At 72.6% G+C, this 24,306-nt stretch carries 22 protein-coding genes; 9 read left to right on the forward strand and 13 right to left on the reverse strand.

What is annotated here, in order from left to right; all coding sequences use genetic code 11:
- The first annotated feature begins 84 nt into the window (after window positions 1-84).
- Complete coding sequence (locus ACIBHY_RS42400) at window positions 85-1,623, forward strand: serine/threonine-protein kinase (RefSeq protein WP_397309678.1); 1,539 nt, start codon at window positions 85-87, stop codon at window positions 1,621-1,623.
- On the opposite strand, the gene ACIBHY_RS42405 is transcribed toward ACIBHY_RS42400, so the two are convergent.
- The 5 genes from ACIBHY_RS42405 to ACIBHY_RS42425 form a co-directional block, all read right to left on the reverse strand.
- Window positions 1,562-3,172 carry a serine/threonine-protein kinase gene (locus tag ACIBHY_RS42405; RefSeq protein ID WP_397241715.1) on the reverse strand — a complete coding sequence of 537 codons (1,611 nt, stop codon included), beginning with the start codon at window positions 3,170-3,172 and terminating at the stop codon, window positions 1,562-1,564. The genes ACIBHY_RS42400 and ACIBHY_RS42405 overlap by 62 nt on opposite strands.
- Window positions 3,173-3,182: 10 nt before the next feature.
- A complete protein-coding gene (locus tag ACIBHY_RS42410) occupies window positions 3,183-3,863 on the reverse strand; it encodes a GNAT family N-acetyltransferase (protein ID WP_397309679.1) in 681 nt (226 codons plus the stop codon).
- A gap of 21 nt (window positions 3,864-3,884) precedes the next feature.
- A complete protein-coding gene (locus ACIBHY_RS42415; RefSeq protein ID WP_397309680.1) occupies window positions 3,885-4,292 on the reverse strand; it encodes a hypothetical protein in 408 nt (135 codons plus the stop codon).
- A 134-nt stretch (window positions 4,293-4,426) separates the two neighbouring features.
- Entirely contained in the window at window positions 4,427-5,248 is an 822-nt protein-coding gene (locus ACIBHY_RS42420) for a hypothetical protein (RefSeq protein ID WP_397241721.1), read from the reverse strand.
- 164 nt (window positions 5,249-5,412) lie between these two features.
- The gene (locus tag ACIBHY_RS42425; protein WP_397309681.1) at window positions 5,413-6,687 is read right to left on the reverse strand and encodes an esterase-like activity of phytase family protein; all 1,275 of its coding nucleotides are present in this window, start codon (window positions 6,685-6,687) and stop codon (window positions 5,413-5,415) included.
- 167 nt (window positions 6,688-6,854) lie between these two features.
- On the opposite strand from ACIBHY_RS42425, the gene ACIBHY_RS42430 reads away from it, so the two are divergent.
- Window positions 6,855-7,565, forward strand: a complete 711-nt coding sequence (locus tag ACIBHY_RS42430; protein WP_397309682.1) for a sulfotransferase family protein — start codon at window positions 6,855-6,857, stop codon at window positions 7,563-7,565.
- Between the two features lie 47 nt (window positions 7,566-7,612).
- Here ACIBHY_RS42430 and ACIBHY_RS42435 read toward each other — a convergent pair whose 3' ends face one another.
- Window positions 7,613-8,353, reverse strand: a complete 741-nt coding sequence (locus ACIBHY_RS42435) for an alpha/beta fold hydrolase (protein ID WP_397241727.1) — start codon at window positions 8,351-8,353, stop codon at window positions 7,613-7,615.
- Window positions 8,354-8,499: 146 nt separating this feature from the next.
- Between ACIBHY_RS42435 and ACIBHY_RS42440 the strand changes: the two genes are divergently transcribed.
- Complete coding sequence (locus tag ACIBHY_RS42440) at window positions 8,500-10,443, forward strand: endo-1,3-alpha-glucanase family glycosylhydrolase (RefSeq protein ID WP_397309683.1); 1,944 nt, start codon at window positions 8,500-8,502, stop codon at window positions 10,441-10,443.
- 57 nt (window positions 10,444-10,500) lie between these two features.
- Here the strand turns inward: ACIBHY_RS42440 and ACIBHY_RS42445 are convergent, their stop codons facing one another.
- Window positions 10,501-12,009, reverse strand: a complete 1,509-nt coding sequence (locus ACIBHY_RS42445; protein ID WP_397309684.1) for an MFS transporter — start codon at window positions 12,007-12,009, stop codon at window positions 10,501-10,503.
- A gap of 64 nt (window positions 12,010-12,073) precedes the next feature.
- Here ACIBHY_RS42445 and ACIBHY_RS42450 point away from each other — a divergent pair, with 64 nt between their 5' ends.
- Together ACIBHY_RS42450 and ACIBHY_RS42455 are read left to right on the forward strand one after the other, a co-directional pair.
- Window positions 12,074-15,127: a BTAD domain-containing putative transcriptional regulator gene (locus tag ACIBHY_RS42450; RefSeq protein ID WP_397309685.1), complete on the forward strand. Its 3,054-nt coding sequence runs from the start codon at window positions 12,074-12,076 to the stop codon at window positions 15,125-15,127.
- Window positions 15,128-15,205: 78 nt separating this feature from the next.
- Window positions 15,206-15,895 (forward strand): DUF4097 family beta strand repeat-containing protein, encoded by a 690-nt coding sequence (locus ACIBHY_RS42455; RefSeq protein WP_397241735.1) that lies wholly within the window; start codon window positions 15,206-15,208, stop codon window positions 15,893-15,895.
- On the opposite strand, the gene ACIBHY_RS42460 is transcribed toward ACIBHY_RS42455, so the two are convergent.
- Window positions 15,876-16,454, reverse strand: a complete 579-nt coding sequence (locus tag ACIBHY_RS42460) for a TetR family transcriptional regulator (RefSeq protein WP_397241737.1) — start codon at window positions 16,452-16,454, stop codon at window positions 15,876-15,878. The genes ACIBHY_RS42455 and ACIBHY_RS42460 overlap by 20 nt on opposite strands.
- 73 nt (window positions 16,455-16,527) lie before the next feature.
- On the opposite strand from ACIBHY_RS42460, the gene ACIBHY_RS42465 reads away from it, so the two are divergent.
- Entirely contained in the window at window positions 16,528-17,382 is an 855-nt protein-coding gene (locus ACIBHY_RS42465) for an SDR family NAD(P)-dependent oxidoreductase (RefSeq protein WP_397309686.1), read from the forward strand.
- On the opposite strand, the gene ACIBHY_RS42470 is transcribed toward ACIBHY_RS42465, so the two are convergent.
- The 3 genes from ACIBHY_RS42470 to ACIBHY_RS42480 are packed head-to-tail and all read right to left on the reverse strand — an operon-like array spanning window position 17,379 to window position 19,895.
- Window positions 17,379-18,044, reverse strand: a complete 666-nt coding sequence (locus tag ACIBHY_RS42470; protein ID WP_397241741.1) for an AIM24 family protein — start codon at window positions 18,042-18,044, stop codon at window positions 17,379-17,381. The two genes, ACIBHY_RS42465 and ACIBHY_RS42470, sit on opposite strands and share 4 nt — an antisense overlap.
- 49 nt (window positions 18,045-18,093) lie before the next feature.
- Entirely contained in the window at window positions 18,094-19,167 is a 1,074-nt protein-coding gene (locus tag ACIBHY_RS42475; RefSeq protein ID WP_397309687.1) for a Gfo/Idh/MocA family protein, read from the reverse strand.
- A complete protein-coding gene (locus ACIBHY_RS42480) occupies window positions 19,164-19,895 on the reverse strand; it encodes a sugar phosphate isomerase/epimerase family protein (protein ID WP_397241745.1) in 732 nt (243 codons plus the stop codon). Before ACIBHY_RS42480 ends, ACIBHY_RS42475 begins: the two co-directional genes overlap by 4 nt.
- A gap of 58 nt (window positions 19,896-19,953) precedes the next feature.
- Between ACIBHY_RS42480 and ACIBHY_RS42485 the strand changes: the two genes are divergently transcribed.
- Window positions 19,954-20,385: a hypothetical protein gene (locus tag ACIBHY_RS42485; RefSeq protein WP_397241747.1), complete on the forward strand. Its 432-nt coding sequence runs from the start codon at window positions 19,954-19,956 to the stop codon at window positions 20,383-20,385.
- On the opposite strand, the gene ACIBHY_RS42490 is transcribed toward ACIBHY_RS42485, so the two are convergent.
- Window positions 20,376-21,335, reverse strand: a complete 960-nt coding sequence (locus tag ACIBHY_RS42490; protein WP_397241749.1) for a GlxA family transcriptional regulator — start codon at window positions 21,333-21,335, stop codon at window positions 20,376-20,378. The two genes, ACIBHY_RS42485 and ACIBHY_RS42490, sit on opposite strands and share 10 nt — an antisense overlap.
- Window positions 21,336-21,405: 70 nt before the next feature.
- Between ACIBHY_RS42490 and ACIBHY_RS42495 the strand changes: the two genes are divergently transcribed.
- Together ACIBHY_RS42495 and ACIBHY_RS42500 are read left to right on the forward strand one after the other, a co-directional pair.
- Window positions 21,406-22,692, forward strand: a complete 1,287-nt coding sequence (locus tag ACIBHY_RS42495) for an MFS transporter (protein WP_397309688.1) — start codon at window positions 21,406-21,408, stop codon at window positions 22,690-22,692.
- Window positions 22,676-23,338 (forward strand): peptidyl-tRNA hydrolase, encoded by a 663-nt coding sequence (locus tag ACIBHY_RS42500; protein ID WP_397309689.1) that lies wholly within the window; start codon window positions 22,676-22,678, stop codon window positions 23,336-23,338. The genes ACIBHY_RS42495 and ACIBHY_RS42500 overlap by 17 nt, the downstream gene beginning before the upstream one ends.
- Here ACIBHY_RS42500 and ACIBHY_RS42505 read toward each other — a convergent pair.
- Window positions 23,325-24,281: a DUF3616 domain-containing protein gene (locus ACIBHY_RS42505; protein WP_397241755.1), complete on the reverse strand. Its 957-nt coding sequence runs from the start codon at window positions 24,279-24,281 to the stop codon at window positions 23,325-23,327. The genes ACIBHY_RS42500 and ACIBHY_RS42505 overlap by 14 nt on opposite strands.
- Window positions 24,282-24,306 lie beyond the last annotated feature (25 nt).

Below are 24,306 nucleotides of genomic sequence, written 5' to 3' on the forward strand. Positions count from 1 at the left end.
CGGCGCGGGCGGGCCGCGCGTCCGGGATCCGCCGGGCTCGGGGGCGGGTGGCCGCGGCGGTGAGGTGCCACTAAGGTCGTCTGCGTGTTGCCCCTCGCCGCCGCGGACCCTGGTCAGATCGCCGTCTACTCGCTGAGCGGAGTGCTCGGCCGCGGTGGGCAGGGATCGGTGTATCTGGGGGAGGACGGCGCCGGGGTCAAGGTGGCCGTGAAGGTGCTTCACGCCCAGGTGGCCGACGAGGACGCGCACCGCAGGTTCCTGCGGGAGGCGGAGGCGGCGCGGCGGGTGGCGCCGTTCTGTACCGCCCGGGTGCTGGATGTGGGGGTCGCGGACGGCCGGCCGTACATCGTGAGTGAGCACATCGCGGGGCCGTCGCTGGAGCAGATGGTCAAGGGCGACGGGGCGCGGTTCGGGAGCGGGCTGGAACGGCTGGCCGTCGCCACGCTCACCGCGCTTGCCGCGATCCACCGGGCCGGTGTGGTGCACCGCGACTTCAAGCCGGGCAACGTGATCATGGGCGCCGAGGGGCCGGTGGTCATCGACTTCGGGATCGCGCGGGCGCTCGACCAGACGGCCACGAGCAGCGTGATGGGGACGCCGGCGTTCATGGCGCCCGAGCAGTTCGCCGGCGGGGTGGCCGGGCCGGCGGCCGACCTGTTCAGCTGGGCCAGCACGATGGTGTTCGCGGCCACGGGGGAGCAGGCGTTCAAGGGGGACACGATGCCGTCCCTGATGCACTCCATCCTGACCGCGGAACCGGACCTGTCCGGCGTTCCCCACGATCTCCGGCCGTTGCTGCAGGCGTGCCTGAACAAGGATCCGGCCCAGCGGCCCACCGCCGACGGGCTGCTGTCCACGCTCACCGGGGCGCCTTCGGGACCGCAGGCCATGCCCACGGTGCCGGTGCCGGTCTCTGGGCCGCGGACGGTGCCCGCCGCCGGGACGGTCCGCCTGGAGGCCGGGCCGCCGCCGTGGCAGCCGCCGGCGCCTGTGGCCAGGGCCGGGCGCCCGGCGGCCGACGTCGTTCACCGGATCGCCGCGGTGACGGCGCTGATCTGCGGCGCGGTGGTCGCGCTCAGCCTGTTCGGCCAGACCTTCGAGACCGTGGCGGACTGGATCGACGACGACTACGAGACGTTCCTGAGCATGACCTCCTGGCTCACGATCAGCGTGGTGTCGCTGCTCCTGTACATCCCGGCCTACGCCGTCGCGGCCTGGCGGCACAGCGTGGGCGCGGCGATCTGCATGGCGATGACGGTGCTACCGGCGCTGGTGTTCGTCTTCTGGGGGTTCGCCCTGGGGGACAACGACCTGCCCGCGTTCCTGCTGGCGGTCGTGCCCGGGGTGCTGATCGGGCTGATGATCTCGGTGTCGGCGCTCCTGCTGTGGCGCTTCAGCCTGGTGGTCGCGCTGCTCGGTGTGGCCGCCGGGGGCCTGGTGGCCGTCGAGGCCCTCGGCTTCCTCGTCGTACGCCTGCCCGGCTCGCTCCCTGACGTCCTCTACGACCTGCTTCAGCTGGAGTCGATGGTCACGAGCGTGACGCTGGGCGCGTGGACCCTGCTCACGCCCGCCCTGCTGGTGCTGCGGGCGGGAAAGGGCGCGGCCCGGAAGATCGCCGTCTAGCCTGTACGGCCTGCGCCACCACCATCCCCGCCGCCGCCAGCGCCCAGAGGCCGATGGCCAGCCGTCCGAGCGCCTCCGTGGTGTAGGCGCCGGACCGCGGCCCGGCCAGCCGGAGCTCGGCCAGCACGCCGGTGAGGCCGCCGATCATCATGAGGGCGCTCCCGGCGACGGCGGGCGCCGCGACCAGCCGGCTCCAGCGCCACTGCGGCAGCGCGGTGGCGAGCAGTACCAGCGCGGTCAGCACGGACGACAGCGACACGAGCGCCATCACGTCGAACCCGGCCATCTCCCTGAACGCCGCCCGCGTCGCCCCCGGCAGCGACGGCAGCGCGAAGACCACAGACAACGGAATGTGCAGCAGCCCGATGAGCGCCGCCGCCATGGACACGTGGTGCACCGCCACGCAGAGCAGGCAGACCACGACCGAGAACGCGATCGCCCTGGGCATGTCCAGCGGGTACGGCTCCGCCGAACCGGCCGGGCCGTGCTCCAGGGTGGCCAGGGCGAACAGCACGCTGTAGTAGAGCAGTGGCGCGACGGCCACCAGCGCGAACACCGCCCCGGCCAGACTCGTCATCCCGGCCGCCGGGGCGTGATGACGGGAATCGGCGCCAGGGGGACCGGACGCCGCCTCCGGCACCGGAACGTCGACGGCCGGCTGTGGCACCTGGGCGGCGATGGCCGGCCGGGCCTGAGCCTGCGGCACCGGAGCGGCCATGGTCGGCGGGGCAGCCGGCGGTGACGGTGCCGTGACGGTCGGCCGGCCCGTCGCGGGGAGCGCCGTCATCGTGCCCAGGGCGGTGGCCGCGGTGGGGCGCCGGCCGGGTTCCTTGGCCAGGCACGCCCGCAGCAACGGCAGGAGCTCGCCGGGGACGCCGGACAGGTCCGGCTCGGTGGTCAGGATCGCGTGCATCAGCGCGGGCATCGTCTCGCCGCGGAACGGGTACCGGCCGGTGGCCGCGTACACCATCGTGGCGGCCCAGCTGAACAGGTCGGCCGCCCCCGTGAGCCCCTGGCCGCCGAACTGCTCCGGCGCCATGAACGCGGGTGTGCCCAGCACGCCGCTGGTGGCCGTCTGGTCGAGCGCCCTGGCGATGCCGAAGTCGATGACGACGGGCCCCTCCGGGCCCATGATCACGTTGCTGGGCTTGAAGTCGCGGTGCACGATCCCGGCGCGGTGGACGGCGTCCAGGGCGGTGAGGGTGGCCACGCCCAGCCGCTGGAGCCCGCCTCCCGTGCGGGGTCCGTCGCGGCGGACGAGGGCGTCGAGCGAGGGTCCCGGGACGTACTCGCTCACGATGTACGGCCGCGCGGCCACACCGACGTCGAGGACCCGCGCGGTACAGAACGGCGCCACCCGCCGGGCCGCCTCGGCCTCGCGCCGGAAGCGCCGCCGGGCGTCGTCGTCGCGGGCGATCTGGCCGAGCAACACCTTGATGGCCACCTGCGTGCCGTCGGGGGCTCGTCCCAGGTAGACGGTGCCCTGACCGCCTTCGCCGAGAACCTCGATGGCCGTGTACTGCCCGAACTGCCCGAACGGTTCGCCCACCCGCATGACCCTAGAGCCCCTCGAACCGCCAGATCCACCCGATGTGCCGTAGTCCCAGCCGTTCGGCCACCCGCTGCGAGGAGCGGTTGGCGGCGGTGGTGCTGTAGAACAGGCGCGGGCAGCCGGGAGCCAGCAGGTCCGCCCAGACGGCGGTGGTGGCGGCGGCGTAGCCCCGGCCGCGGAAGCCGGGCGCGGTCCAGGTGCCGGCTTCCGCTCCGGCGGCCGTCCGGTGTGGTGTGTGGCAGATGGAGACCACCCGGCCGGCCGAGACGACCATCGCCCACGGCGCTCCCTGGCCGCCGCCGACGAGGTCGGCCCATTCCTCCGGCTCCCAGTTGCCCGGCCGCAGGTCCCGGACGAGGTCGGCGTCGGCCGGGCGGTCGGAGCGCAGCACGTCCACGTGGACGTCGCCGCGCACGGGCGGGGAGACCAGGTAGGAGGGGCCGCCGGACACCGTCGCGCCGGGCGCGAGCGCGGGCGGGCGGCCGGGAGGCGGGGGCGGGCCGTCCGTGACCCTCTTCAGCAGCGGGCGCGCCTTCTCGTCCGGCACGGTCTCGGCCACCGCCGCCGCCATCGTCCCGTCGGGGGCCACGGCGACGGCCAGGTCCTCGCCGCCGCCCCGGATGCGGTCCCGGCCGTCGATGTCCCATTGCACCCGCATCTCCTGGCGGAGCAGTTCGAGATCCTTCACGATCTTCGATGGTAGGGCGGCTCAGGCCCTGCGCAGACCGGCGTACTGCAGAGCGGTGAAGCCCGCGACCGCGGCGGCCTGGGCGATCACCAGCGCGGTGCCGAGAGCGGTCAGCGGGAACCAGCCGGCGATCAGCGCTTCGGCGCTGGCCAGCACCCAGAGGACGTTGACCGCCATCACGACTCCGACGGCGGCCTTGCTGATCGCGGGCCGGGCGGCGAGGACGAGCAGGACGGCGCCGAAGGCGGCCAGGAAGACGCCGATCGGGTACAGGAGCGCGGCGGGCAGGCCGAACATCCCGCCGAAGACGGCGGCGGCGCCGAGGTAGAGCAGGCCGTTGGCGCCGGTCCCGATCGCGTCGAGGCGGAGCGCGAAGCGCAGCAGCTTGGCGTCGGTGGTGGTGGCGGCGGGGGCGGTGGTGGTGACCATGGCGCGGTCCTTTCGAGGTCGTGTTTCCTTCTGAGGAAGAAATTACGGACCAGGGCGGGGCCGGCGAATCCGTCATCGTGACGGTAGACGGCGACGGCCGCCCCGGAGGGACGGCCGTCGCACGGTTCAGCAGGTTACTTCTGCGGAGGCATGCTCGGCACCGAGACGGTCACACCGCCGACGGAGCCCCACACCGACCACGCCTGGATGACGAAGTCGCCGCCGACGCGCAGCGGGCCGAGCTCGCGGCGGCCACTGGCGCGCAGCACGTCGCGGAAGAGCAGCCGGGTCTGGTCCTTGTTCCAGATCTCGAACCAGACGCCCGCCTCGCGCCCGGGAGTGCCGGTCTCGAAGTCGAAACCGGCCAGGTCGAGCTGGACCCACTGCTCGGCGGTGCCGGCGAAGGTGATGCGCTGCTCCTGGCCGATCCGCTTGAGGTGGACCAGCTTGCCGGGGCCGTCGATGTTCACCCTGCCGAGGTCGGTCACCGAGTTGAGCAGGACGCGGGCGGCCAGCAGGCCGTCGGCGGTGATCGGGGCGACCTCGACCTCGTAGGTGCCCGCTGTCGTCAGCGTGGGTACGGCCAGGCGGTAGATCGCCTGAACCTGCGGGTGACCGCCCTGGTACTGGGCGACCACCTGACCGGACGGGTCACGGACGATCAGCTTGCTGTGGAAGCCGATCCGCTCGCCGGCGCCGCCGGGCAGGTAGATGCCGACGGTGAGGTTGTCACCGACCTGGCCGGTGAAGGTGAAGCAGTTGCCGGTTCCGGGGGCGGGGCTGTTGACGTCGAGCTCGGCGCCGTCGACTGCCAGCGCACCCGAAGGCTGGCAGGCGACGGCCGCGCTCGGCGCGGAGGCGGGGGTTTCGGCGTGTGCCATGGTGCCGGCGCCCAGGATCGTCAGCGTCGCGGCGACGGCGGCGACTCCGGCACGACCGAGCCTTCTTGTGTGCATCAAGCGTCCTCCTGCGTGCTTGCGTGGCCCGCGGGGTGCGGGCCACCGCTTCATGATCAAGATCAAGCTTGACTCACGATCCGCCAACAATCAAGAAACTTTCCTAAAGATTCTGGCGTCGCAGCAGGTAACAGAGGGTGATGTTTCCGGGTGCAGAGGAACGGTCAGCGCAGCGGGCGGGGCAGGCGGATGGTGACGAGGTGGCTCTTGACGCCGGAGTCGATCAGGCGGCCGTCCTCGCCGAACGTGCCGAGACCGAAGTCGTTGTCGTTGGCGATCACGAGGGTCCTGGGGTCGAGCAGGGTCACGCCCTCGATCTTGCCGGGCAGGCCGGGGATGGCCGCCAGGTCGACGGCGAGTTCCTTCTTGGCCGGCTTCACCGAGGCGGGCAGCGCCGACTCCAGCGACGGCTTCGTGGCCGGGTCGTCGTGGCCGCCGCCGGCCAGGTCGGTGGCGCGGCGCAGGTCAACGGTGTAGAGGCGGGCGACGGCGTCGGTACGCTCCTGCAGCAGCAGGCGGCCGGGCGCCAGCACGGTGAGCGCGGAGATCTTCATGTCGCCCTGCTCGGCCTTGGGGTCGAAGGTGGCGACGTTCTCCATGGTGTGGGCCCACTCGCCGGTCGGCCGGCCGGTACGCAGGTCGACGCGCAGGATGCGGGCGGTGCCGGAGGCCTTGCCGGTCTTCTTGTCCGGGTTGGCCAGCGGGCTCTGCACGGCCACGTACAGCGCGTTCTCGCGGCGTGACACGTCGACGGCCTCGAAGCCGCGGTTCTGCTGCCGGGTGGCGAGTACGGCGGGCAGCGTCTCCTTCACCGGGTACTTCGCGCCCTTCAGCCCGAGGCCCTTCGGCACGTAGCGGGTCAGCACGCGCCCGTCGGAGCCGACGTGCACCAGCGACGGCGCGTACTCGTCGACCAGCCAGAAGCCGCCGCGCCCGTCGGGCACGATGTCCTCGGTGTCCAGGCCGCCCGGGTCGTAGGCGAGCTCCTCCTGCCCGTCCCAGCCGTAGGGCACCTCGTCGTGGCCGGACTGGTTGGACAGGCCGGTGATCGGGGTGCCGTCGGTGTTCTTGATCGTGATCGTCCTGGTGATCGCGGCCTTGCCGTTCTTCACGGACACGCGCACGATGGCCGGCGCGAACTCGGGCACCGGGAACGTGCGCCGCTTCTCCCCGTTGACCTTCGGCTCGCCGTTGGGGCCGCGGTCGGTCACCATCCAGTAGTCGCCGCGCCGGCCGGCCGGGTACAGGCCGCTGCCGATCCCGCCGAGCTTGACCCCGCGGTCGTCCTGGACCAGGCCCTTCTCGAAGTCGGCCAGGGCGGGCGCGGGCAGGACGACGTCCGAGGTGACCTTGGGCCGCGGCGCCGCCTCGGCGGGGGCGGCCGCGACGGTGGTGAGGGCGGCCGCGGCAGCCAGCCCGGCGATCAATGAACGGGACACGACGCTTCCTAACGATCAAAAGTGTGGCAATGGCACCCGGAAGCTAGCGATGCCCGGCGTCCATTCGCTGAAGCGCGGATGAACGACCCTTGACGTCCACGTCAACTCCTTCAATGTTGAACCGGATTCCGCGCCCGCCCGTTGTGCACCATGAGAGGAGCGGTCTCATGGTCGAGGTCATCGGCGCGGGCATGGGGCGGACCGGTACCTACTCCCTGCGCCTGGCGCTGGAAGCGCTCGGGTACCGGCCCTGCCACCACATGTCGTCCCTGGGCGAGCGCGAGGAGCTGATCCCGAGGTGGGAGGCGGCCGTGCGGGGTGAGGCGGTCGACTGGCCGGACCTGCTGACCGGCTTCCGGGCCGCCTGCGACTGGCCGGCCTGCTCGTTCTGGCGGGAACTGGCCGGGGCGTTCCCGAAGGCGAAGATCGTGCTGACCGTACGCGACCCCGCCCGCTGGTACGCCAGCGCGCACCGCACCATCTACCACTTCATGGCCCGCAAGCCGGGCGTGCGCGGCCTGGTCATGCGGCTGGAGGACGCGTTCTACCCGTCGCTGGCCAGGCGCCGCGCCCTGGCCCAGCGGCTGATCTGGGAGGACACCTTCGGCGGCCGGTTCGGCGAGCCGGAGCACGCCATGGAGGTCTTCCGCCGGCACAACGACGCCGTCATGGCCGAGGTGCCCGCCGACCGGCTGCTGGTCTTCGACGTGCGCGAGGGCTGGGCGCCGCTGTGCGAGTTCCTGGGTACGGCGGCGCCCGCCCTCCCGTTCCCGCACGTCAACCAGGCCGAGTCGTTCATCAGGACGGCCGCCTCACGCCGCCGCAGGGTGCTGACCCTGCGCAGGGTGGCGCCGGAGAAGGGTTCGGCGATCAGGTGAGGGTCTGTGATCAGGTGAGGGTCTGTGATCAGGTGAGTGTTCGGTGTTCAGGTGAGGAAGGCCAGCGCGTCGGGGGCGAAGCGGCGGTCGGTGAACGTGGCGCTGTGGCTTCGGCCCGCGTAGACGATCAGGCGGGCGCCGGGGATGCCCGCGGCCGTCTGCCTGGCCAGCTCCAGCGGGTAGACCACGTCCTTCTCGCCGTGGACGAGCAGGGTGGGCGCCTTGATGTCGGCCAGCCTGCCGCGCAGGTCGAAGCCGTCCTCGGCGTTGAGCATGGTGGCGGCGTCGGAGTGGTCGGCCGAACCGTCGGACAGCCACAGGAGGCCGGACAGGAGTCCGCGGGCGAGCGGTGACGGGGTGACGAGCTCGGCCAGGGCCGGGCTGGGGCGTCTGCCCTGGCGGGCGCGGTCGATGTAGGCCCGCTGGGCGCGCTTGCCGATCGGGCCGAGCGTGCCTGCCGTACCCGCGAGGACGAGGCGTTCGACCAGGTCGGGGTGGTCGGCGGCGAGTTGTTGCGCGACCGAGCCGCCCGTGGAGACGCCCAGCACCCGGGCGGGGCCGTCGAAGCCGCCGGCGTAGACGGCGGCGAGTTCGGCCATGGTCGTGCCGGGGGCCAGCCCCGGCGGGCGGTTGAGCAGGTGGACGGTGAAGTGTTCGGTGAACGGCTTGAGCATCCGCATCGCCGACCAGCGGGCGAGCCCGGCGGGGTTGGCCGCCCGAGGCGTGAAGAGCAGCACCACCAGGGGCGGGCCCTGGCCCACGGTGATGCGCGGCAGGTCGTCCCTCATCGTGTCTCCTTCCGTATGAACAATCTGGTTTTTTGTTCATAGTACTCCGCGGAGAAACGGCTGACCGGATGTTGATATTTCGGGTCATTTCATGGCAAGGCGGGCAATAAGATCACGCGCAGCAAACCCCACACCCCGGAGATCACATGCTGCGCAAGCCCTGGTTATCCGCTGTCATGGCGATGGCCGTCGCGATCATGAGTGCTCCGCCGGCCTCCGCACAGGCCGCCGCCGAGCCCAAGACCGTAACGGTGCAGGCCTCCGCCGACACCTATGTCAGCGAGACCAGTCCCACGGCGGACCACGCGGACTTCACCTGGATGTCGGCCTTCAACGGCGCCGGCAACGAGCGCTTCGGCCTGGTGCGCTTCAACGTCACCGGCATCCCGGAAGGCGCCGAGGTCAAGGCGGCGCTGGAGATCCACTCCGTGCGCACCACCGACACGGCGCTGGCCGTGCGCAAGACCACGTCCGCATGGGACGAGCACGTTCTCTACACCGACCGGCCCACGCTCGGCGCCACCGCCGGCACCAGGACCGGCTTCACCGCCGGCCAGCAGGCCAAGATCGACCTGCCGGGCGCGGTGACCGGCGACGGCACGTACGCCTTCGCGCTGACCAGCACCGGCGGCGTCCAGGGCGTCTTCCACTCCTCGCGCGCCACCGCCACCGGCGCCGTCCCGCCGCGCCTGGTCATCACCTACACCGCCGCGGACAAGCCGCCGGTGCCCGCCGGGCCGCTGCCGTTCGACCTTCCGGCGATCAGCACGCTGCGGGCCTCGGAGAAGAAGGTGTTCGCGCACTACTTCACGCCGTACCCGATCTCGCTGGACAACAAGGCGGGCGCCGAGGACTACTACGCCCGCAACTACCTCAACCCGGCCGGTGAGAGCGGCAAGCACGCCGCCTACGGCGGGCTCCTGCGCGACCGCCCCCTGCCCAGAGCGCCCAAGACCGGCGACTGGCAACTGGCCGACATGGAGAGCGAGATCCGCCTGGCCAGGACGGCCGGGCTCGACGGCTTCACCGTCGACGTCCTCTCGCTGACCAGCCAGCACTGGACCCGGCTCAAGCTGCTCGTCCAGGCCGCCAAGAACGTCGACCCCGGCTTCAAGATCGTCCTGATGCCGGACATGAACGGCCTCAAGAGCGTCACCCCCGCCCAGCTCGCCGCCTCCATGGCCGAGCTGGCCCAGAACTCCACCGTCTACCGCCTGGCCGACAAGCGCCTGGTCGTCTCACCGTTCAAGGCGGAGAACCAGCCGGTCTCGTGGTGGAAGGAGTTCATGGACATCATGCAGGTCAAGCACAGCGTCAAGGTGGCGTTCGTGCCCGTCTTCCTGAACTTCTCCACCCACGCCAAGGCGTACGCGCCCATCAGCTACGGCTTCTCCAACTGGGGCAACCGCAGCCCCGCGCAGCAGGCGGGCATCGCCTCCAACATCAACCTCGCCCACGATCTGGGCAAGATCTGGATGCAACCGGTCTCCGTCCAGGACGAGCGGCCCAACCAGGGCATCTACGACGAGGCCAACAACACCGAGAACCTCCGCCTGACGTGGGACAAGTCCATCACCGGCGGGGCCGACTGGGTGCAGCTCACCACCTGGAACGACTTCTCGGAAGGCACCCAGTTCACGCCGTCCACGCACAACGGCGGCGCGTACCTGGACCTCACGTCCTACTACCTGACCAAGTTCAAGACCGGCAAGGCGCCGGCGATCGTCCGTGACACCGTCTACCTCACGCACCGCCTGCAGAAGGCGGCGCAACGGCCCTCTGGCGGCTCGCAGACCAAGTTCATGGTCCCTAGGGGCGGCACCAGCACCCCGCGCGACACCGTCGAGGTCCTCGCCTTCCTGACCGGGGCCGCCACCGTGCAGGCCGCCATCGGCGGGGCGGCCAAGAAGGCCGACGTCGCCGCCGGGATCACCGCCACGACCTTCCCCCTGGCGTACGGCAGGCACAGCGCCTCGATCGTGCGGGCCGGGAAGACCACCGCCAAGGTCGTCTCCCCGTTCGAGGTCAAGTCCAGCCTGCCCAACCAGGACCTGCAGTATGTGGCCGCCACCAGCGGCCGCCAGTCCTGACCGACGCCTGACGGGCCCGGACCGCCAAGAGGAGGTCCGGGCCCTTTCTGTGACACGTCACGAGCGGCGCTGGGTGACCACCGCGAGCAACGCCGCCCCCGCCATGAGCACCGCGCCGATCGCCGCGACCGTGGTGAGCCCGCCGGTGAACGCCTCCTTCGCCGCCCCCAGCACCTCCCCGGCGAGCGGCGCCTCCAGTCCGCCGGCCGTCGCGACCGCGGCGGCCAGGCTCTCGCGCGTTCCTTCTGCGGCGGCCGCCGGCACGCCGTCCAGGGCGGGCGAGCCGGTCATGGCGCCCCGGTAGGCCGCGGTCCCGACGCTGCCCAGGATCGCGATGCCCAGCGCGAGGCCCAGTTCGCCGCTGGTCTCGCCGAGCGCCGAGGCCGCCCCCGCCTTCTCCGGCGGCGCCGCCCCCACGACCAGGTCGGTGCTGAGCGCGCTGACCGGCCCCGAGCCCACGTAGAGCAGGAAGAAGGCGGCCAGCAGCAACAGCGGCGTCGCCGCCGTCACCTGCGTCATCAGCGCGAACCCCGCCGCCGACAGCACGAGCGACCCGGCCAGCACGTGCCCGGTCGGAATCCGCCTGGCCAGCAGCGGCGCGGCCATGGAGGTCACGACCAGGCCGACCGCCGGAGCCAGCAGCCACAGGCCCGCCCGCAGGGGCGACAGTCCGGCGACCAGTTGCAGGTACTGCGTGACGAACAGGTAGACGGCGCCCAGCGTGGCCAGGCTGATCAGCATGATGAGCAGGGCGCCGCGGAAGACCCGGTCGCCGAACAGCCTCAGGTCGAGCAGGGGGTCGGCCAGCCGCCGCTGCCTGCGCACGAAGGCCGCTCCCGCCGCCAGCCCGGCCGCCAGGGCGATCAGGGGGAGCGGACGCGGGCCGTACACGGGAAGCTCCTTGATCGCGAAGGTGATCGGGAGCAGGGTCGCCAGCGACAGCAGGACGCTCGGCGGGTCCAGCCGCCCGGCCCCCGGGTCACGGAACTCCGGCAGCAGGAACGGCGCCGCCACCAGCAGTATCGCCATCACCGGAACGCCCAGCAGGAACACCGACCCCCACCAGAAGTGCTCCAGCAGCAGCCCGCCCACGACCGGCCCGAGCGCGATGCCGACCGAGAACATCGTCGCCCACACCCCGATCGCCAGCCCGCGCTCGCGCGGATCCCGGAACATGTTGCTGATCAAGGACAGGGTGGACGGCATGATCGTGGCACCGGCCACCCCCAGCAGCGTGCGGGCGGCGATCAGCATCTCGGCGCTGGTGGAGTAGGCGGCCAGCACCGACGCGGCCCCGAACGCCGCCGCACCCGCCAGCAGCAGCCGGCGGCGTCCTATGCGGTCGCCTAGCGTGCCCATCGTCACCAGGAAGCCGGCGATCATGAACCCGTAGATGTCGATGATCCACAACGTCTGGGTGCTGGACGGCTTCAGGTCCGCGCCCAGGTGCGGGACCGCCAGGTGCAGCACCGTGACGTCCAGCGACAGCAACAACGTGGGCAGAGTAAGGACCGCCAGGCCGATCCACTCCTTGGGACCGGCTTTGGGCTCAATGTCGGTTCTCATGGGGTCAGGGTGGCCCGGGGCGCTGACGGTCGGCTGAGGGCCGTCTGAGGGTAGGTTGGACGCCATGCGTTTCGGGGTGCTCGGCCCGCTCGAGGTGTGGTCGGACGGCGGCGAGCCGGTGCGGGTCCCCGAGGCGAAGGTCCGCGCGCTCCTGGCCGACCTGCTCGTCGAGCCCGGCCGCCCGGTGAGCGCCGACCGCCTGGCCGCCGACCTGTGGGGCGAGGACCTGCCGGGCGACCCGGCCAACTCGCTGCAGGGCAAGGTCTCGCAGCTGCGGCGGGCGCTGGGCGTCAAGGACCTCGTGGCGTACGGCCCCGCCGGCTACCTCCTGCGCGCCGCCCCGGACTCGGTGGACAGCGGCCGTTTCACCGCACTGCTGGCCGAAGGCCGGGCCAGCGCCGACCCGCGCGAGCGCTCCGCGATCCTGGGCCAGGCGCTGGCGCTGTGGCGCGGCCCCGCCTTCGCCGACTTCCGCGACGAGGCGTTCGCCACGGCCGCGGTCGCCCGCCTCGAAGAGCAACGGCTGACCGCGCTGGAAGAACGCGCCGAGGCCCGCCTGGAGCTGGGCGAGCACGCGGCGCTCGCGGGTGAGCTGGCCGAGCTCGCCGCCGCCCACCCGCTGCGCGAGCGCCTGCGCGCGGCCCACATGCGGGCCCTGTACCTCTCCGGCCGGCAGGCCGAGGCGCTGGCCGCCTTCGCCGACCTGCGCGTCCAGCTGGCCGGGGAGCTCGGCCTCGACCCCGGCCCCGAGCTGACCGCCCTCCACCAGGCCATCCTCGAACACGCGCCCCGTCTGCGGCCCCATGCGCCGATCTCCCCGTCGGAGCTGATCGGCAGGGACCAGGAGGTGGCCGAGGTCAGGGCGACGCTGGGCACGGCGCGGCTGGTCACGCTCACCGGCCCCGGCGGCGTGGGCAAGACCCGGCTCGCGCTGGCCGCCGCCGGGGGCCTCGCCGGCGCGCTCGTGGTCGAGCTCGCGGGACGGCACCGCCCGGCGAGCGCGAACGCCGCCGAGGTCGCCGAGGCGATCGCCACCGCCCTCGACATCCGCGACGAGGCCCCCACCCCCGAGAGCCCGGTGGCCGAGATGCCGCGGATCACCCGGCGGCTGGTCGGCGCGCTGCGGAGCCGGGGAACCCTGCTCGTCCTGGACAACTGCGAGCACCTCATCGAGCCCGTTGCCGAGCTGGCGGGCATCCTGCTGCGCGAGGTGCCGGAACTGCGCGTGCTGGCCACCAGCCAGGAGCCGCTGGCCCTGACCGGAGAGGTCCTGCTGGCCGTGCCGCCCTTGCGCGCGCCCGAGCCGGACGCCGGCCTGGACACCCTGCGCGAGGCCGGAGCGGTACGCCTGTTCGTGGCCAGAGCCGCCGCCTCCGCGCCGGGGTTCGTACTCGACGAGGACAACGCCGCCGCCGTCGCCGCGATCTGCCGCCGCCTCGACGGCCTCCCGCTCGCGCTGGAGCTGGCCGCCACGAGGGTCCGCGCGCTGGGCGTACGCGGGCTGGCCGAGCGGCTCGACGACCGCTTCCGTCTGCTGGCGTCCGGCCGGCGCGACGCCCCCGCCCGCCAGCGCACCCTCCGCGCGATGATCGACTGGAGCTGGGAGCTGCTCAGCGAGCCAGAACGCGTGGTGCTGCGCCGCCTGGCCGTGCACGCGGAGGGCTGCACGCTGGAGGCGGCCGAGGAGGTCTGCGCGGGCGGGGAGGTGGCCGCGGACGACGTTCTCGACCTGCTGTCGCGGCTCGTGGACCGCTCGCTGGTCGTGACCGCGGACGGGGCGCGCTACCGGCTGCTGGAGTCCGTCGCGGCCTACTGCGTGGAACGGCTGCGCGCCGCCGGCGAGCTCGACGAGGTACACCGCCGTCGCGACGACCACTACGCGGACCTGGCCGAGCGGGCGGCGCCGTACCTGTACGGCGAAGACCAGCGGCGCTGGCTGGACCGGCTGGACGACGAGTCGGCCAACCTCAGGAACGTCCTGGACGAGGCGCTGCACCGGGGCGCGGCCGGGCTCGCGGCGCGGCTGGTGACCGCGCTGGCCTGGTACTGGTATCTGCGGGGACGCCACCGGGAGGCGCACCGGGTGATGGGCGCGGTGCTGGAGCTGACCGCCGACGGCCGGGTGCTGGCCTGGCACACCGGCTTCGCCCTCCTCGACGCCGACGGCGAGGATCGCTGCGAGCGCAGCCGGCGCGCCCTCGACCTGCTCGCGGACGACCCGGGGGCCCGGGGGACGGCGGCGTGGTTCCTCGCCTTCACGCATCTGAACTTCGGCGATCTGTCGGCCAGCGAGAAGCTGGCCGAGGTCGCCCTGGACGACTTCACCGAGACCGGCGACGCGTGGGGCCTGGCCGCCGTGCTCGCCGTCAAGGCGGGGCAGGCGACCTTCCGCGGCGACCTGGCCGCGCTGGAGCGTCACGGCTCCGACAGCGCGCGCCGCTTCCGGCGGCTCGGCGAACGCTGGGGCCAGGTCCAGATCGGCGACACGCTGGGCTTCCTGGCCGAGGTCAACGGCGACTACGAGCGGGCCGCCGCCCTGCACGCCGAGGGGGTGCGGATCGCCGAGGAGGTCGGCCTGTTCCTTGAGGTCTCCTTCCGGCTGTCCGGCCTCGGGCGCATCGCCATGCTGACGGGCGACTACGAGGCGGCCGTGCGCCACCACGAGCGGGCGCTGCGGCTGGCCCAGGAGCGCTCGCACACGTTCGGGGTGCAGTTCGCCGAGGTGGGGCTGGGGATGGTGGCCCGCCGACAGGGCCGGCTCGACGACGCCGAGGCGCACCTGAACCGATGGCTGGAGTGGACCCGCGCGCTGGAGGCCGACTACGGCGTGGCCCTGCTCCTGGCCGAGCTGGGCTTCGTCGCGGAGCTGCGCGGCGACGCCGGCCAAGCCCGCCGTCTGCACGAGGCGGGGCTGGCCGCCGCGCACAGCAGCGGCGATCCCCGCGCGAAGGCGCTCGCCCTGGAGGGCCTGGCCGGGGCCCGGTCACTGGCGGGAGAGAACGCCGAGGCCGCCGAGCTCCTGGAGCAGGCCTCCCGGCTGCGCGCGTCGGCGGGGGCGCCCCTGCCGGAGGCCGAACGCCGTGACGTGGACCGCATCACGGCCCGCATCCGCGGCTGACCTCCGGGGTTCCCCCGAGGGCGGGTCAGGGGTGTACCCGGATGCGGGGTGCCGGCCCGGTTCGACAGGATGACGGTCATGAAGACGATGGTGTTGGCGGGCGGCCTGCTGGCCTCCGCGGTGTTGCTGACCGGGTGCGGGCTGCAGAACATCGGCAAGGCGGCCAACGAGGAGACGGCCGGCTATTCGGTGACGGACAAGGTGGTGAAGCTCCGCCTGGCCGGCGGCTCGGGCGACACCGAGATCCGCGAGGGCACCGGCGGCGCCATCAAGGTCGTGGAGACGCTGAAGTGGAACTCCGACAAGCCCAAGACCGAGCACAAGGTCGAGGGCGACACGCTGGTCATGAAGTACGAATGCCCGGCGGCCATGGACAACTGCAGCGTCAACTACAAGATCGAGGTGCCCAAGGGTCTCCAGCTCGACCTGGAGACAGGCTCCGGCGACATCGCGCTCAAGGGCGTCACCGGGCCGATCGTGGCCAGCGTGGGCTCGGGGGATCTGGTGGGCACGGGACTGCTCGGCAAGACGGTCTCGGTGAAGACCGGCTCCGGTGACACCAAGCTGACCTACGCCGCCGCCCCCGACGAGGTGAACCTGGTCACCGGCTCCGGCAACTCCGTGCTCGAACTGCCCGCGGGGCCGTACGCCATCCAGGCCGTCGCCGACTCCGGTGACGCCAACGTCTCGGTGAAGAACGACCCGTCCGCCACCCGCAAGGTCTCGGTCAAGGCCGGCTCCGGGGACGTCAGCGTCCTGCCCGTGTAGGGGCGAACAGCGCGAACGCCTGGTCGACGAGGGCGAGCCGGTCGGCTCGCCCGTCGGAGCGCGTCCAGGCGCGCGCCACGCAGTCAAGGGCGGCCCCGGCCGCCGCGGTGAGCAGGTCGGCGGTGAAGGGGTCCAGCCCCGGCCGGGCGGCCACCGCCCGCGCGATCTGCTCGCGCGTCTCATCCCGTTTCTGGTGGTAGCGGGCCCGCAGCGACGGGCTCGACTCGATCAGCCGCAGGCGCTCCAGCGCCTGCCGCTCGTCGTCGATGCGCTGCTCCCACGTACGCAGCACCGTGCTCAGGCTGGTCCAGGCGTCTTCTTCGGCCGGGCGGGCCGCGATCTCCGCGGCGATCCGCTCGCCCATGAAGTCGATCTCGCCGAGGACCACGTCCTCCTTGGCCGGGAAGTAGCGGAAGAAGCTGCGCTTGGACATGCCGGCGGCCTGGACGATGTCGTCCACCGTGGTCTCGTCGAAGCCGCGCTCGGCGAACAGCCCCCTGGCCGCCTCCACGACCTCCGCACGCACCGCGCGCTTGGTCCGCTCCCGCAATCCCGTCATGCCCGAAGTATACCCGTTGACATTTGTGGCACTGAATGCCACTTTTAGGTCATCGCTCTGATGAGGAGATGGCATGCACGGGAAGACAGTCCTGATCACCGGCAGCACCGCGGGCATCGGCAAGGAGACGGCGCGTGCCCTGGTGGCCCGCGGCGCGCACGTGATCCTGGTCGGCCGCGACCCCGGCCGCGCGGAGGCGGCCGCCACCGAGCTGGCCCGCGGCGCCGGCCGGGCCGAGGCCATGACCGCCGACGTGTTCGACCTACGCGGCCTGCGCGAGCTGGCCGCACGCGTACGCGAGCGCGGCGGCCGGCTCGACGCGCTCGTCAACAACGCCGGCGCCAACACCGGCCGCAGGCGGCTGACCGCCGACGGCGTGGAGACGATGTTCGCCGCCCACGTCCTGGCGCCCTACACGCTCACCTGGGAACTGCTCCCGCTGCTGCGCGGCGGCGGCCGGGTCGTCAACGTCACCGGCGGCATCCCCGGCGCCCCGATCGAGCTGAACAACCTGCAGGCGGAGAAGCGCTTCCTGGGCTGGACGTTCAGCCAGTACAACCACACCAAGACGATGCTCATGGCGATGAGCCACCGGATGGCGGAACGGCTGCGCGAGCACGACGTGGCGGTCAACGTCGTCTACCCCGGCCACGGCGACACCCCGATGAACCGGCGGACCGCGATGTCCGCCTTCCCCTACGTCTACCGGCCCCTGGCGCCGCTGGTCAGGCTGATCGCCCCGCTGGCCTTCGGCGACCTGGCCAAGCCCGCGCGCTCCAGCGTCCACCTCGCCGCGAGCGCGGAGGTGGACGGCGTGAGCGGCGCCTACTTCGGCCAGAACCTGCGGCGCCGCCCGTGGCCCAGGACCGTGCTGGACGAGCGCGTCCGCGACGCCGTCTGGGATTTGTGCGAAAAGCTGAGTGCCTAGGAAGCCGACGGAATCGGCGGGCCCTCGCTGGCCTGCACCAGCACGAAGCCCTGCCCCTGGAAGGCCAGCTGCATGGCCTCGCCGCTGCCCCGCCCGATCAGCGCTCCCGCCTTGAAGGTGCGGTTGACGCCCACGTGGAGCCCCGCGCTCCAGCAGACCGCGGACTGCCCGTCGGCGAACGTCGGAGCCTGCCCCGCGTCCAGCATCACCGGGCTGCCGTGGGCGGTCACCGCCACCCAGCCGGCGCCCGTGACCGTGGTGTTGAACAGCCCGCCGGCGGCCACGCCCGCCCCCTGCACCCGGTTGATGTCCCAGGTCAGCTGCGGCTCGAAGGCCAGCAGGTTGCGGCCGTTGACGGTCAGGCCCTCGTTCTCCAGGTAGAACAGGTGGATGTCGTCGGCGTTGTCGGCGAGGTAGAGCAAGCCCTCGCCCTTCACCCGCATGAGCGGCACGCCCTCACCGGTCATGACCTTCTTGAAGAGCTTGCTCACGCCGCCCGAGCCCTCGTAGTCGAAGGTCATCTGGCCCTGGAAGGCCACCATGGAGCCCTGGCGGGCCAGGACTTCCTGCGGCAGCCGTACCCGCAGCATCTTGGTGTTCTGCAGCGCGAAGGAGCCCTGCGCCTGCTGGGGGTCGAGGTTGCCGAAGAAGGAGCTACGCATGTCCGGGTCAACGCGCGGATCCCGGCTTCGGTTCCCCGACCCCCTTCGATCAGTCCAGCCAGCCGTCCGGCAGCGGTTCCGGCAGCGGCGCGCTCGTAAGCAGGCGCCGGAACTCGCCCTGTTCCGCCGACTCCGTGATCGCGGTCATGATCTCCAGGACGTGCAGGCCGAGCGCGCCGGAGGCCCGGTGGGGCGTGCCGTCACGCAGCGACCTGACCAGGTCCAGGACGCCCATGCCGCGACCGACCTGCGAGCCCTCGACGGGCAGCTCGCGCCAGTCCGCCTCCCGCGGCCCGCGCACCAGCAGCGGCCCGCCGAAGGTGTTGGGGTCGGGCAGCGACAGCGCGCCCTCGGTGCCGAGGATCTCGATCCGCCGCCTCGGGACGGCCGAGTCGAAGCTGAACGTCGCCGACACCGACGGCCCGCTCGCCAGGTCGATCAGCGCGTGCACGTGCGTGGCCACCTCGACGGGGAACGTCGTGCCCGCCCTCGGTCCCGCGCCCGCCACCCGCAGCTCACGGGCTTTGCGTGTGCTGCCCGCCACCTGTACGGCGGGGCCGAGCAGCGCCGCCAGCGCCGTGAGGTAGTACGGCCCGAGGTCGAACATGGGCCCGCCGCCCCGCAGGTAGAAGAACTCGGGACTCGGATGCCACGCCTCCGGCCCCATCCCCTGCACGGCCGCGGTGACCGCGACGGGCTCCCCGATGATCCCCGAGCGCAGCGCCCGCCCGGCCGACTGCAGCCCGGCGCCGAGGAACGTGTCGGGGGCGCTGCCCACGCGCAGCCCCAAGCCCTCGGCCTCCGTCAGCAGCTTCTCGCCCTCGTCCAGGTCGAGCGCGAGCGGCTTCTCCCCGTACACGTGCTTGCCGGCCCGCAACGCCGCCAGGCCGACGGCCGCGTGCGCGGCCGGCACGGTGAGGTTGACCACGATCTCGACCTCGGGCACCGCCAGCACCGATGCCAGGTCGCCGGAGACCGGCACCCCGTGCTCGGCGGCGACCGCGGCCGCCCGCGCGGTGTCGAGGTCGGCGACCCCGACCACCTCGATCTCCGGGAAGTCGGCCAGGACGCGCAGGTAGGCGGCGCTGATCACCCCCGCGCCGACGATCGCCACGCCGGTCATCGCACCTCCAGCGCGCTGAGGTAGGCGTGGCTGGCGGTCAGGGCGTCGAAGATGTCGCCGTCGCAGGAGTCGAGCTCGACGATCCGCAGCGCGCCGGGCTTGGCCGACAGGATCTCCGGCACCGGCACGACACCGGAGCCGACGGCCGTGTGCGGCTGGTCCTTCACCCCCGGCCCGTCCTTGACGTGCAGGGCCAGCACCCGGTCGCCGAGGCGGCGCAGCAGCGCGGGCACGTCGGCGCCGCCCACGTAAGCCCAGTAGGTGTCGACCTCCAGGAAGATCTCGGGGGCCAGGAGTTCGAGCGCGTGCCGGCCGTCGATCACCGGCTCGATCTCCCACCAGTGGTTGTGGTAGCCGATCCGCACGCCGTACTCGCGGCCCTGTTCCGCCAGGGCGAGCAGACGCTCCGAGGTGCGCAGCAGACCCTCGTGGCCGGTGAACTCCTCGTGCGGGATGCCGCCCGGGATGATCGCCAGCTCGGCTCCGAGGGTGGCGATGGCCTCGAAGACGGGGCGGGTCTCCTCGCCGAGCAGCGCGTACGCGTGGGTGCTCGGGATGGCCAGGCCGAGCTCGTCGCAGAGCTCGCGCATGCCCTTGGGGTCGTTCATGGGGTCGAAGGGCTCGACCGCGCGGTAGCCGATGCCGGAGATCCGGCGCAGCGTTCCGTCACGATCTGCTGACAACGGGTCGCGGACGGAGTAGAGCTGGACGTTGAGGGGATTGATCATCAACTCTCCAAGGCAGGTGGCCGCTCCACCCATTCGACCACGCCGCTATTTTAGGGACGTGACCTCCCCTATCAAGCTCGACGTCTCGCTGGGTGTGGGCCTGCGCAGCGGGTGCGGCTGCGCCAGTCTCGTGGTGCTGATCCTCGTGGCCATGGCGAGCATGTCGGCGCTGGGCGCGGGCATGACGACGTTCCAGACCGCGGTGACGCTGGGGTTGTTCGCCGGGGTCCCGATCCTGGGGCTGATCGGGGTCTGGATCTTCCTCAGGCGCGGCACGGCGGCCTGGCTTGAGGGGACGACGCTGGTCAGGAAGGTCGCGTACCGGACCGTCCGGGTCGACCTGACGCGCGCCACGCTCGTCTACACCGGCCACTCGCTGATCGTGCGGGAGCCGGAGACGGGTTCGTTCCGGCTCGCGCTGCGTACGCCGCTGCCCGAGGACGTCGTCGACTTCCTCAAGGAGCACGCGGGCTCGCGGCGTCAGACCTGAACCGCCCGCGTGAACGTGTTGCGGTAGGCCTGAGGCGAGACCCCGACCGCGGCGTGCAGATGCTGCCGCAGGGAGACCGCCGTGCCGAACCCGGCGCGTCTGGCCACCTCGTCCACCGGCAGGTCCGTCGCCTCCAGCAGGTCTCTGGCGTGCCCGACCCGCTGCCCGGTCAGCCATTTGGCCGGGCTCAGCCCGGTCTCCTCGCGAAAGCGCCTGGTGAACGTGCGCACGCTCATGCCCGCGTGCGCCGCCAGCGTGGTCAGGTCGAGCGGCTCGGCCAGCCGGCCGAGCATCCAGGCGCGGGTGGCCGCGGTGCTGGTGCCGGCGGGGTCGGGCAGCGGCCGGTCGATGTACTGCGCCTGCCCGCCCTCGCGCGAGGGCGGCATCACGCAACGGCGGGCGGCCCGGTTGGCCACCTCGCTGCCGAAGTCGCGCCTGATCACGTGCAGGCACAGGTCGAGCCCGGCGGCCACGCCCGCCGAGGTGAGCACGTCGCCGTCGTCGATGTACAGCACGTCGGGATCCAGTTCGACCAGCGGGAACAACGACGCGAACCGCGCCGCCTCGCGCCAGTGCGTGGTGGCGGGCCGGCCGTCGAGCAGCCCGGCGGCGGCCAGCACGAAGGCGCCCGTGCAGATCGACATGATGCGCCGGTGCCCCTGGAGCGCGGCGCGCACGTCGCCGGGGAGCGTGCCGTCCACCAGCGCCGGCCCGCCGTGCACGCCGGTCACGAGCACGGTGTCGGCGGTGCCGAGCACGCCGAGATCGTGGTCGGGCGTCACCGAGTACCCGGCGTCGCAGCGCACCGGCAGGCCGCCGGGCGAGCACGTCACGATCTCGTAGAGCTTCTCGCCGTCCGGCGTCTCCGCCACCCGGAACACCTGTCCGGGCACACCGAGGTCGAGCGTGGCGAAATGGTCGAGCACGACGACCGCGACACGATGCACCATGGCCTGATTCTTTCACATATTGGCTCTCCGGCCACTTTCGCCTTCTCACCGGATCGATCAGCATGATCCGGTGAGAAGACTGCACCGTGCTTGGCTGGTGGCGGCCGTGGCCTTTGTGGCCATCCTAGGCGCCGCCGGCTTCCGCGCCACCCCCGGCGTCCTGATAGAGCCGCTCCAGCGCGAGTTCGGCTGGTCCACCGCGACGATCTCGCTGGCCGTCTCCATCAACCTCGTCCTGTACGGCCTGACCGCCCCCTTCGCCGCCGCCCTCATGGACCGCTTCGGCATGCGCCGCGTGGTCTCGATCGCCCTGCTGCTGGTCGCGGCGGGCAGCGGCGGCACCCTGGCCATGACCGCGTCGTGGCAGCTCCTGCTGTTCTGGGGCGTCCTGGTCGGGCTGGGCACCGGCTCCATGGCGCTGGTCTTCGCCGCGACCGTCACCGACCGCTGGTTCGTACGGCACCGCGGCCTGGTCACCGGCCTGCTCACCGCGGCGGGCGCCACCGGGCAGCTCATCTTCCTGCCCGTGCTGGCCCACCTGGCCGAGGGGCCGGGATGGCGGGTGGCCTCGCTGACCGTGGCCGGGTGCGCGCTGGTCGTCGTCCCGCTCGTGTGGTGGCTGCTGCGCGACCACCCGGCCGACGTGGGCACCACCGCGCTGGGGGCCGAGCTGGGGGCGGGCCGTACGGAACCGCCCGCCGTCAACGCGGCGGTCAGGGCGCTGTCGGTGCTCAGGTCGGCGGCGCGCACGCGGCCCTTCTGGTTCCTGGCCGGCGGCTTCGCCATCTGCGGCGCCAGCACCAACGGACTGGTCAGCACCCACTTCATCCCCGCCGCGCACGACCACGGCATGCCCCAGGCGAGCGCCGCCGGGCTGCTCGCGCTGGTCGGGATCTTCGACGTCGTCGGCACCGTCGCCTCCGGCTGGCTCAGCGACCGGATGGACGCGCGCATCCTGCTCGGCGTCTACTACGCGCTGCGCGGGCTGTCGCTGATGGTGCTGCCGGGGCTGTTCGCCGCCACCACCGAACCGAGCATGCTCGTCTTCATCATCTTCTACGGCCTCGACTGGGTGGCCACCGTCCCGCCCACCGTCGCGCTCTGCCGCAAGATCTACGGCGCCGACGGCGGCGTGGTGTTCGGCTGGGTGTTCGGCTCCCACCAGATCGGCGCCGCGATCGCCGCCGTGCTCGCCGGCCTCACCCGCGACCAGCTCGGCACCTACGACCTGGCCTGGTACGCCGCCGGCGCGCTCTGCCTGGTCGCCGCCGCGCTCTCACTGGCCATCGGAAGGGGGTCGCGCCCGCTCGCGGGGACGCCGTCGGGCATGCTGGTCAGCGATGAACGACGAGCTTGAACTGAGGGTCCTCCCGCTGGTGGTCAGGATCGAGCGGACCGCGCCGCCCGAGCGCGCCGACGCGCTGGAGGCGGCCGCCATGGCCGTGCTGAGCGTCCTGGCCGACCCGGGGGAGTGGAGCGAGGAACTGCTCGCCTGGCAGGCCACCGGGAAGATCCGCAAGGTGGTGCGCCGGGCGCGCGGGGCCGAGTGGGCGCGGGTGCTGGCGCTGCCCGGCCGTACCGTCGAGCATCGGTCGGCGGAAGTCCGCGTGCATCCGCCCGTCCCGCTCGACGGGTGGCCCAAGGACCTGTCCCGGCTTCAGGTGTCCGGCACCGACCTGGCCGACGGCGCCGCCCTACCGGCCGCCGAGCCGCCCGTGCTGTGGGAGAACCCCGCGCTGGAGATGAGCGCGGGCAAGGCCATGGCGCAGGCCGGGCACGCCGCCCAGCTGGCCTGGTGGGCCAGTGGCACGGCCGAGCGGGCGGCCTGGATCGCGCGCGGGCTGGCCGTCTCCGTCCGCTTGGCGCCCTCGCGTGAGCGCTTCGACGCGCTGTCGGGCAGCGGGCTGCCGGTGGTGCGCGACGCCGGGTTCACCGAGATCGCGCCGGGCTCGTGCACGTTCGTGGCGGAAGCGCCCTGGCTGGCGGGCTCTAGAGCGCGATGATGTCGGCCAGCACGCCGCCCTGCGGGGTGAGGCGGTGCGGGCCCGGCGAGTCGTAGACCACCATCAACCGCCCGTCCGGCAGTATCGCCAGGCCCTCCGGATGGTCGAAGCCGATCCCGAACGGCAGCTCCGCGACGGTCTCCAGGTCCTGGGCGCCGACCACGTCCGTGTGCTTGCCCGCCCGCCAGCGCACCACCCGCACCGGTCCGTCCAGGTCCATGCTGGGGCCGGTGAGCAGCAGCAGGTCGCCGTCGTAGGGGCACAGGTCCCGCACGCCCAGCCCGCCCAGGTCCAGGAAGTGCTTCTTGTACGGCGTCGCCAGCCTCAGCCTGCCGCGGTCGGCGGGGACGGGGTTGACCTCCAGCACGACGGCCCAGCCCCGCAGCACCGGCCCGCGCAGGCCCAGGAAGACCCGGCGGCCGATGACCGCGATGCCCTCGATGTCCAGGCCGTTGTCCTTGCCGGGCAGCGCCAGGAACGGGGCGAGATGCTCGTCGTCGTCCAGGTGCCGGGCCAGGTTCTCCTTGCCGGACATGATCTCGCCGGGCAGCGGGCTGTTGGTGACCGGGTCCAGCGGGAGGCGTACCAGGATGAACCGGTTCTCCTCGCGCAGCACCGTGGCCAGGCGCCTGGCCGCCTTCTCCGGGTCCTTGGACTTGGGCTTGCGCCGTTTGAGGCTGTGGGAACCCACCAGCCACAACTGGCCGTCGGTCCTGGCCAGGCCCTCGATGTCGGCCTCGTCGTGGGGTCCGGCGGGCAGGTCCACGTAGTCGGCCAGATGGAAGGTGCGCTGGTCGTCGTAGCGCTCGCCGTTCCAGGCGAGGTGTTCGATCGTGGCGGTCTCGTCACCGGCCAGCCAGAGGCCGGCGCCGTCGTGACGGACCGCGGACAGGTTGGTGTGGGTCAGCGTCTCCCGCGAGGCGGGATGGAATCGGAGCTCCACCTGGTGCACCCTGCCATGATGACAC

Source organism: Nonomuraea sp. NPDC050547 (genome assembly GCF_044457345.1).
GTDB lineage: Bacteria > Actinomycetota > Actinomycetes > Streptosporangiales > Streptosporangiaceae > Nonomuraea.